This is a genomic window from Sphaerisporangium rufum (genome assembly GCF_016863395.1).
In the GTDB taxonomy this organism is placed as follows: Bacteria; Actinomycetota; Actinomycetes; order Streptosporangiales; family Streptosporangiaceae; genus Sphaerisporangium; species Sphaerisporangium rufum.
This window is the reverse complement of sequence record NZ_BOOU01000126.1, coordinates 1-7,199: the sequence shown is the minus strand read 5'-3', so window position 1 is coordinate 7,199 and position 7,199 is coordinate 1. Positions and strand designations below refer to the sequence as shown.

Below are 7,199 nucleotides of genomic sequence, written 5' to 3'. Positions count from 1 at the left end.
GTGGTGTACTGCGAGTCGCCGAGCCGGCCCGACGCGATCGCGGTGCCGAAGTACCGCCCGCTCTGCGCCGCCGCCGCGCCCAGCGTGCTCGCCGCCGCCCCGGCGGGTGCGGTCGGTACCGTCACCGCGGTGACCACGCCGAGTACGCCGGCGGCCGCGGCGATCAGAACGCGCGGGCTCCGCGGAGACCGCTGTGGAGGTGTGGTTTTGGTGCCCATGAACGGGTGCTCCAGACTGAATCACGGAGAAGGCGGACACGCGTGGGTCACCCCGCGCGATCGACGCCGCGTCCCGTGATCAGGGAACGCACACCACAAGGGCGTCGCGAACGGCGGTCCTCACCGCGCACCACCACCTGGCCGGAGGAAACCGCCTAGGGGTCACAGTGTGGAAATCACTCGGAAACATGTCAAGCCCCTAGTGAAACTTTCAACCAGGCGCCGGCACCGCTGTCAGCGGCAGCTCCTGATAACGCCTGATGAGCCGCAGACCGGGTCGCCGCCCTGCCGAGGGCGGCTCCAACCGTCCTTGACGTGGCCTCTTCGTCTCGTATTGGCTCCGACCTGCCACCGCTTGCACCCAGGAGCAGCCAAGGAACCACCACCGCGACGATGTGTTAACGCTAACAGCCGTGCCGGGCCCCACCACCCGGCGGACACGGCGCGGGCGGTCCGGCGGACAGACACCACGTCCCTGGAGCCCACCCGCACAGCGAGTCACCGACAAGGAGGTTCAACCGGCAACGACAAGCGTCCGAGACGGTCAGCTATGACCGACAGTTCGAACTTGCGCTTGCGGCCCGTGCGCCGCGACCGCGAGGTTTGGCAACCCCGCTGTGGGCGCCGATCGGTAAGGTGAACTCATGAGCGCGCAGCCGGTCCATGATCCTCGGTACGACCCGCAGGCGATCCTGCAAGCATTGCCGGAAAAGTGGCGTCCCGTCTTCCTCGCGCAGTATCACGAGGCCTGGGAAGCCGCGCGTGAACCGGGCGAATATCACCGACTTCCCGAGCTTCTCAATCTCTGGTGGCTGAATTCGATCGCGTTCGCCGATCCCACCTACGACCAGCGCGCCGCGGACGCGGCCAAGGGCATCGGCGAATTCGTCTCGCTGGATGAAGCGGTTCCTGACTGGCAGGATCGGCTAGCGCGGGCGCGCCGCAGGTGAGTTTTCGCGTTATCCTGTCCGGCTCAGCGCTCGCCCGGATGAAGAACTTTCCCGATCTTGCGATGAACGCTCTGATCGAACGGACCGCCGATCTTCTTGCGGAGCCGTGGGATGCTCATGTGCTATATCCAGGGCGAACGGACTATCGGCATACCACTTTCGGCGGTTTCGGCCTGCTGCACTTTCACGTCGATGAGGCGGCCGAGTTGATCACTATCTACGAGGTGGTCTGGTCCGGCTGATCGGCAGCCACACGCGGCACGAAAGCGGCCGGGCGAGGGGCCGGGCGTTCATCCGTCACCGGCAGATGCGGAACCATACGGTGTGGCCGTGGCCCGGGCCGGGGTCGATGCCGGTCCGGTCGGCGAGCAGCGACACGATGAACAGGCCACGGCCGCTCTCGGCGATCGCCTCGGGATCATCGGGGCCGGGTGCCGGCGGCGCGTTCTCGACGCTGAGGCGGGGGCGCGGGACCAGCGGCACGCCGTGGTCGGTGACCTCGCCGCCCACGCAGCGCCCGGCGACGCGCAGCGTGTAGGTGACCGGCGGGGTGGCGTGCTTGATGGCGTTGGTGCACAGCTCCACCATGATGAGGACCACGTCGTCCGCCAGGTGCTCGAACCCCCAGCCGGCCAGCGTCTCGCGTACCCGCCGCCGGCAGATCTCCACCTCCGCCGGCTCGCTGAGCTCCCACCGAACCTCCTGCGTCATCATCGCGCGCCCTCCGCTCGCTTCCGATCAGTCCACATGTCTCATCCGGCCAGTTCGCCGATTGCGCCGCAGAAGTGGACGGCGCGTCCCCCGGTTTGCCTTGGACAGGTCTGCCGCACGAGGAAACCCCTTGCAGACCGACGATCACATCGTGACTGTGACCATTTCACTACCCGGCGTAGCGAGAACTGGCTAGGCTCATAGTGCTGTGGGTTACGTTTATTCGCAAGGGCTAAATAAACAAAACCCAAATGTCGCTTTTGAGGAGCAGAGGGATGAAAGCATCGGGGCACAGCCCTACGGTGCGGCGCCGGCGACTGTCGAAGGCCCTGCTGGCGTTCCGCCGGCAGGCCGATCTCCGTGCCGAGGAAGTTGCTCGCCGGCTGGGCTGGCAGGCGAGCAAAGTCACCAGAATCGAACGCAACGAGTGGAAGTTGCCTTCGGTCGGTGACGTGCTCGACCTGCTCGACCTGTACGACGTAACCGACAAGACGGTGCGAGACGCGATGATCGCGCTGGCCCGCCAGGCGCGTCAGCGTGGCTGGTGGGAGGAGTACCGGGACGTCCTCGGCGGCGCCCTGCCGGAGTTCGAGATCGAAGCCCGCACCATCCGTACGTTCGAGACGCTGCTCGTGCCGGGTCTGCTGCAGACCGCCGCCTATGCCGGCGCGGTGTTCCGCGGCGGCCAGGCCATCGACGACGAACTGGTCGAGCGCAGAGTCGAGGCACGGCTGACTCGCCAGCGGATTTTCGACTCCGATCATCCGCCAACACTTTGGGCGGTTATCGACGAAGCGGCACTGCTCAAACATGCCGGCGGCCCGCACACTATGCGGGCACAGTTGGAGCACATCATCGAGATGGCCCGGCGGCCGAAGATCGGTGTACAGGTGTTGCCCAATGCCGTAGGCGCCCACGCGAGCATGTCCGGGCCTTTCAGCATCTTGGAATTCACCGAAGCTGATCCCACACTGGTCTACGTAGAGACGACCACCGGAGATCTGTTCGTCGAAGGAGACGAGGCGGTGAGCCGGTACACGCTGCGCTACGACCACCTGCGGGCGTCAGCCCTCAGCGCGGAGGCGTCCGAAAAATACCTGATCGACCTGGTGGGACAACTTAAGTAGAGGTAGGCATCATGGACCTTCCCGGCAATTTACAGTGGCGCAAGGCTTCCGCGAGTTCTGCGGACGGATCCAATTGCGTTGAGGTGACGAACCTATCCAGCGGTGGCCGGGCGGTTCGGGACAGCAAGAACCCGGCCGGCCCCATGCTGATCTGCACCGCCGGCGAGTGGGCGGCGTTCCTCGAGGGCACCAAGCACGGCCGGTTCGGCACCTGACCGTGCAGTGATCTCGCCAGCCCGATGGAGGTGGGCATCTTGGACTTTTCCGGCCGCCTTCGCCAGGAGCTGCTCTGGCGTAAAGCCTTCCGAAGCAGCGCCGAGGGGCAGAACTGTGTTGAGGTGGCCGGCCTTTCCGAGGGCGGCCGGGCGGTTCGGGACAGTAAGAACCCGGTCGGTCCCGTGCTGGTCTGCACTGCCGACGAGTGGGCGGCCTTCCTGGATGGTGCGAAGCGCGGCGCGTTCGACAGCTGATCGTGGCATGAGGAAAGGGCCCGGGCGGCATGCCGGGTCTGGGCCCTTTTCGCGCTGGTGACCCGAATCCCGGCGGACGCGCCGGGTCCGGTCGGCGATGCCGGGGGCGTGCGGGCTGGTGGGGGTCGGGACGATGCCGGTGTCGGCGCCGGCCGGGCGCCGCTTACGCCGGTTCGGCCACGGCGCCGGAACCGATGCCCGTCCGCAGGTCGGGGTCGGCGGCGGGCCGGTGGACGTAACGTATTTCGGGTACCGAGATCTCGCCGGCCGTCCACGGCGCGCGCTCGCCGTCCGGGGTGAAGCCGGCGCGCTCGTAGAAACGTCTGGCCCGGTGGTTCTCCTCTAGCACCCACAGGTAGAGGGTGTGCCAGTCCGCCCGCCGGGCGCGGGAGACGAGTTCGCGCATCAGCGCCCGGCCGATGCCCTGGCCGATCAGCCCGGGAGCGACGTACAGCGCGTAGATCTCGCCGTCCGACGGGGTGCGGTCCGCGTCGCGGCACGGGCCGAGGACGCCCCAGCCCGCCACGGCACCGTCCCGGTCCGCCACGACGTTCTGGATGTCGGGGTTCGCGCCGAAGATCTTCCGCCGGCGCTCGATGTCGGCCTCGACGGTGAGCCCGTCCAGGTGGTCCTGCGGGATCATCCCGGCGTAGGCCGCCTGCCACCCGGTGATGCGCACGGCCGACACTCCCGGGATGTCCTGCGCCGTCATGTCGCGCAGCGTCAACGTCCCCATGAGGCTCCCGCCTGGTCGGATCACCGGACGACGCCATTGTTCCGTGACCTGACAGGGAGATGCGATCCCTTTTCCCAGCATCGGTGATCTTCGATGGGTCGTGTCGGACGGCGGTGCCGCCTCCCGGCCCGACCGGTGACCGAAGGCACCGAAGACACCGGTCGGCCACCCGCGCCGGGCGCGGGTGGCCGACCGGGTGCGACGGGTCAGGAGACGACGCTGATGCCGGGCATCGGGCAGAGCATCTGCTTCTCCGCCGGGAACTCCTTCTTGGCGGACCAGTGCACCGTCTTGCCGGGCGGCACCTTGACCAGGGTCTGGGCGAAGTCCAGCGCGGTCGCCTTGGTGGTGGTGAAGTGCACGACGATCTTGTAGGTGACCGGTTTCTCGCCGGGGTTGGTGGCGGTGCCCTTGGCCCCCCAGCCGCCGGGCACCGCGGCGCACTTGGTCTGCACGACGTTCTTGCGCACGCTCGGGTCGTTCTGGATCTTCGTCGGCAGCGAGTGCGCGTGCCCTCCGGACGGCGCCGGCGTCGGCGGCGCCGGGGTCTGCTGGGAGATCGCCGCGGCGGGCGGCACCGGGTCCCCGCCGGACGAGCAGCCGGCGGCGAGCGCCGCGGCCGGCGCCATCAGGGCCAGGACTCGCACCCGGCGTAGTGCTCCATGTCTACGGTTCACTGAACGACTCCCCGACGTCGGTTGGTTCCAGCGATATTCGAGATTCCCGTGGTGGCGGTGGCACCGGGTTCGTGCCGCTCCAGCCGGAATCTACGGCCGTGCCCGGCACCCATCCCGATCGCCGGTCCGGTGCTGACTGCGATTTGATGTGATTTTCGGGTCGCGCTGGCATTGGCCGTCCGGCGCCCGCCGGCACGCCGCTCACCGCCCGCGCTCACCGCCCGCGCTCACCGGCACCGGTCCGCGCACCGGCACCGGCCGCCACCTCCCCACCGGCCGCCACCTCCGCCGTTCCCGGCGGCGGTGAGCGTGGTGGACGACGGCCGGGAGCCGACGCGCGCGCCGGACGGGGTGACGCCGAAGGCCCGCGCGGTGTTCTGGATCGTCCCGGTGAGGAAGTCGCACCCGGTCACCGTGTAGGTGGCGGTACAGGTGGTGGACTGGCCGGGCGACAGCGCCGAGACCGGGCAGCTCACCACCGGCGGCTCCCCGTTGCCCCAGAACTCGATGTCGGCCGCGCCCACGTCGTGCAGCGTCACGTTGCCGGTGTTGGTCACCACGAAGGAGTAGGTGACGGTCTGGCCGGGCCGGGTCACGATGGTCGGCGACACCGACTTGACCAGGCTCACCGCCGGCAGTTCCAGCGCGGTCACCGTCGCGGTGGAGTCGTTCGACACGGTGACCGCGCCGCCCGGCTGGATCCCCGCCGCCGAGGCGGTGTTGGTGATCGTGCCGGCGTCGATGTCCTCCTGCGTCACCCGATACGTCGCGGTGCAGGTGGTGGACGCACCCGGTGCCAGCGTGGTCACCGGGCAGGTGATCACCGGGCGTGCCCCGTCCTGGACCGATCCGCAGTCCGCGGACACCCCTGACCCCGGCGGGGTGATCGGGCAGCCGGTCGCCGGCGGGCCGGTACGGGAGACCGTCATGTCCGTGACCGTCAGCGTGTTCAGCGTCACGTCGCCGGTGTTGGTCACCAGGTAGGAGTAGACGATCGCCTGCCCGGCCTGGGTCATGACGGTCGGGTCGGCCGTCTTGCGCAGCGCCAGCGACGAGGCGGCCGAGACGGTCACCGTCGCGGTGGACCCGTTCGAGGTGATCCCCTGGCCGGCCGGGCCGGTGCCGGTCGCCACCGCGGTGTCGGTGACCGTGCCGGCGTCGATGTCCGCCTGGGTCACCCGGTAGGTGCCGGTGCAGGTGGTGGTGCCCTGCGGCACCAGGGTGGTCACCGGGCAGGTGAACACCGGCGGGGTGCCGGTCCCGGAGAACGCGGTGTCCGCCGCGGCCAGCGTGCGCACCGTGACGTTGCCGGTGTTGGTCACCAGCAGCGAGTAGGAGACGGTCTGGCCGGCCACCGACACGGTGGTCGGGCTCGCCGACTTCACCAGGGACAGGGCGGGCTCCGGCGCCGCGGTGACGGTCGCCGTCGACGGCTCGGAGAACACCGGCTCGTCCGGCTCGTTCAGCTCATAGGCCCGCGCGACCGCGGTGTTCACCACCGCGCCGGCGTCGATGTCCGCCTGGGTCATCTGGTACGTGGCGCTACAGGTGGTGGACTGGGTCGGCCGCAGGATGACCACCGGACAGGTGATCACCGGCGGCGGGCCGGTCCCGGAGAACGCGGTGTCGGTGACACTGATCGTCTCCAGCGAGGTGTTGCCGGCGTTGGTGACCAGGAAGGTGTAGGTCACGGTCTGGCCGGCCGTCGAGACGTTCGCCGGGTCCGCGGTCTTCACCAGCGTCACCGCCGGCAAGTCGTCGTCCGGGACGATCAGCGTGTACGGGTCGGACTGGATGGGCGGACCGGTCGGCGGGGTGCCGGTGGCGATCGCGGTGTCGGTGAGCTCCCCGGCATCGATGTCCTCTTGGGTCACCACGTAGGTGCCGGAGCAGGTGGTGGTCTGGCCCGGGTCCAGGGTGGTCACCGGACAGGTGATCACCGGCGGCGGCCCCGTCCCGGAGAACGCGGTGTCGGCCACGCTCACTGCGGTCAGCGTCCGGTTCCCGGTGTTCACCAGGTCGAACGAGTAGGTGAGCACCTGCCCGACGAAGGAGTACGCGGGCGGCGTGGACCGCTTGAGGAGCGCCAGGGCCGGCGCCGAGGTGGCGGTCACCGTCGCGGTGGACGGCGGCGAGGTGATCTGCGGCCCCGACGGCGGAGTGCCCCGGGCGACCGCGGTGTTCACGATCGCGCCGGTGTTCACGTCGGCCTGGGTGCTCAGGTACGTGCCGGTGCAGGTGGTGGACGCGGACGGCGCCAGCGTGGTCACCGGACAGGTGATCACCGGCGGGGTGCCGGTCCCGGAGAAC

9 protein-coding genes are annotated in these 7,199 nt (G+C 69.2%); 5 read left to right on the top strand and 4 right to left on the bottom strand.

What is annotated here, in order from left to right:
* Positions 1-862 precede the first annotated feature (862 nt).
* A complete protein-coding gene (locus tag Sru01_RS34860) occupies positions 863-1,168 on the top strand; it encodes a DUF6247 family protein (protein ID WP_203995109.1) in 306 nt (101 codons plus the stop codon).
* Positions 1,165-1,410, top strand: coding sequence for a hypothetical protein (locus Sru01_RS34855; RefSeq protein WP_203995107.1), 246 nt, complete (start codon positions 1,165-1,167; stop codon positions 1,408-1,410). The genes Sru01_RS34860 and Sru01_RS34855 overlap by 4 nt, the downstream gene beginning before the upstream one ends.
* Positions 1,411-1,465: 55 nt before the next feature.
* Here the strand turns inward: Sru01_RS34855 and Sru01_RS34850 are convergent, their stop codons facing one another.
* Positions 1,466-1,882, bottom strand: a complete 417-nt coding sequence (locus tag Sru01_RS34850; protein ID WP_203995105.1) for an ATP-binding protein — start codon at positions 1,880-1,882, stop codon at positions 1,466-1,468.
* Positions 1,883-2,154: 272 nt separating this feature from the next.
* On the opposite strand from Sru01_RS34850, the gene Sru01_RS34845 reads away from it, so the two are divergent.
* The 3 genes from Sru01_RS34845 to Sru01_RS34835 are packed head-to-tail and all read left to right on the top strand — an operon-like array spanning position 2,155 to position 3,476.
* A complete protein-coding gene (locus Sru01_RS34845; RefSeq protein WP_203995104.1) occupies positions 2,155-3,006 on the top strand; it encodes a helix-turn-helix domain-containing protein in 852 nt (283 codons plus the stop codon).
* 11 nt (positions 3,007-3,017) lie between these two features.
* Positions 3,018-3,221, top strand: coding sequence for a DUF397 domain-containing protein (locus Sru01_RS34840; protein ID WP_203995102.1), 204 nt, complete (start codon positions 3,018-3,020; stop codon positions 3,219-3,221).
* Between the two features lie 30 nt (positions 3,222-3,251).
* The gene (locus tag Sru01_RS34835; RefSeq protein WP_239138076.1) at positions 3,252-3,476 is read left to right on the top strand and encodes a DUF397 domain-containing protein; all 225 of its coding nucleotides are present in this window, start codon (positions 3,252-3,254) and stop codon (positions 3,474-3,476) included.
* A gap of 163 nt (positions 3,477-3,639) precedes the next feature.
* On the opposite strand, the gene Sru01_RS34830 is transcribed toward Sru01_RS34835, so the two are convergent.
* The 3 genes from Sru01_RS34830 to Sru01_RS34820 all read right to left on the bottom strand — a co-directional run.
* On the bottom strand, positions 3,640-4,212 hold the full coding sequence (locus Sru01_RS34830) for a GNAT family N-acetyltransferase (protein WP_203995094.1): 573 nt from the start codon (positions 4,210-4,212) through the stop codon (positions 3,640-3,642).
* A gap of 206 nt (positions 4,213-4,418) precedes the next feature.
* The gene (locus Sru01_RS34825) at positions 4,419-4,859 is read right to left on the bottom strand and encodes a hypothetical protein (RefSeq protein ID WP_203995093.1); all 441 of its coding nucleotides are present in this window, start codon (positions 4,857-4,859) and stop codon (positions 4,419-4,421) included.
* A gap of 257 nt (positions 4,860-5,116) precedes the next feature.
* The coding region (locus tag Sru01_RS34820; protein WP_203995091.1) for a CLIPPER-2 domain-containing protein at positions 5,117-7,199 on the bottom strand (2,083 nt) is incomplete at its 5' end.